The sequence below is a fragment of the Rhodobacter sp. P2_H5 genome, from assembly GCF_056403335.1.
The window spans coordinates 1-1694 of sequence record NZ_JBFUFS010000047.1; the positions used below are offsets into that span (position 1 = coordinate 1).

1 protein-coding gene is annotated in these 1694 nt (G+C 61.7%); it reads left to right on the forward strand.

Annotated elements, in window-relative coordinates; genetic code table 11:
- A partial coding sequence (locus AC1DVR_RS23305) for a spermidine synthase family protein (RefSeq protein WP_478003008.1) occupies positions 1–1694 on the forward strand: 1694 nt, incomplete at both ends.

Here is a 1694-nt window from a genome sequence, read left to right on the forward strand (position 1 = left end):
GCATGGAACGGGCTCGGCCAGCGCCGCGCTGGCCTTGTTCGGACCCTTGGCGGTTGGAGCCAACCTTGTGGCGCAACTGGTGCCCTTCAACGCGATCTTCCTGATTTCTGACCCGATGCAAAAATGGCGGCTTCTGGCCAATTTCCTGCTCTATCTGCTGCCCTTTCTGTCCGGCGCTTTCTTTCTCGGCATCGTGTTCCGGCAGGGCAAGGCGCAGTTCAACCGCCTGTATTTTGCCGACCTGATGGGCTCCGGCCTTGCAGGGCTGGCTATTCTTGGCGCGCTCTACGTCCTGCCGCCCGAGAAGCTGCTGATGGCCCCGCTTGTGCTTTGGGCAGTGGCCCTTGCGCTGTGGATTGGTGTCGCACATTTGGGCAAGGTTGCGGGGGCGCTGGTTGGGGCGGGTTTGGTTCTGGCCGCCTATCTGCTTCTGCCATCCACGCTCGGCGTGCCCGATATTGCGGTGTCGCCTTACAAGGGTATCTCCTACGCGCGCAATTTTCCTGATGCGACGCGGCTCTACCGCAGCTATTCACCCTTCGGAGATTTGCAGATCTATTCCAGTTCCTACATGCACTTCGCGCCGGGCCTGTCCGACAACGCTGCTTTCAACGTGCCGGAATTGCCTGCCAACACCTATGTCGGTATGTTCATTGATGGCGAGGGGCCGTCGGGCATCATGCGCCCCTTACCGCCCGAGGATGCGGCTTACTACCAATACCTGCCAATGTATTACCCCTATGTCGTCAAGCCGCAGGCCAAGGTCTTTGTCGTGCAATTCGGCGGCGGGCTTTCAGCCATGACGGCTTTGAACGCCGGAGCCACTTCGGTGACCATCGCCGAAGGCAACCCGGAGGTGCTGCGCGCCTTCCGATCCGCCGATCTGAAGGAGGCCACGGGCAACATCTTCGCCGATCCCCGCGTCAAGGTGGTGAGCTATGACGGGCGGTTGTTTCTGTCCCACACTCAAGAACGCTATGACGTGATCGACCTCAGCCTTGCAGAGTCGGTCGGCCTTTCGAACCCGGGCGGTTTCGCGATAGCCGAAAAATACGCCTATACCGAGCAAGCCTTGCTATCCTATATCAAAGGGCTGGCCCTGGGCGGCGTGCTGTCGGTGACCCTATGGAACAAGGAAGAACCGCCGAAATCGGTGCTGCGCTTTTACGCCACGATGGCAAAGGCCGCTCAGGCGGCGGGCGGGGATTGGGTCAAGTCCTTGTTCGTCAGCGCAAGCTACCTTTCCACCACCACCGTCCTTTACAAGAAGGGCGGCTTTACGGATGCCGACCTAGCTGCCCTGCGCCAGCACACCGCCGATCTGTCCTTTGACGAGGTCTATTCCCCCGGCTTCAGTTTCGACCCGGCCAGCGCGCAGGGAATCCTGGACCAATATCAGGCCTCGATCTTCGGGGACGGCGCGACAGCAGAGGCGCCTACTGTTGACGCCCCTGCCCCAGGCGATGGGACAACGGGCGAACAGGCGGCCCCGGGCGATGGCACCGAAACCGCGGTGCCGTCCACCACGCTCGCGCGCTTGGTATGGCAAGGGCTGGTCAAGGGCGGCGCGGCTGATGTGACACGGCACTACGTCTTCGACGTGCGTCCGCTGACCGATGACCGGCCCTATTTCGCGAGCTMCATCCGTACCGCCGACCTGCCTCGAACGCTGGACAGGCTCGATACGGTGCAGG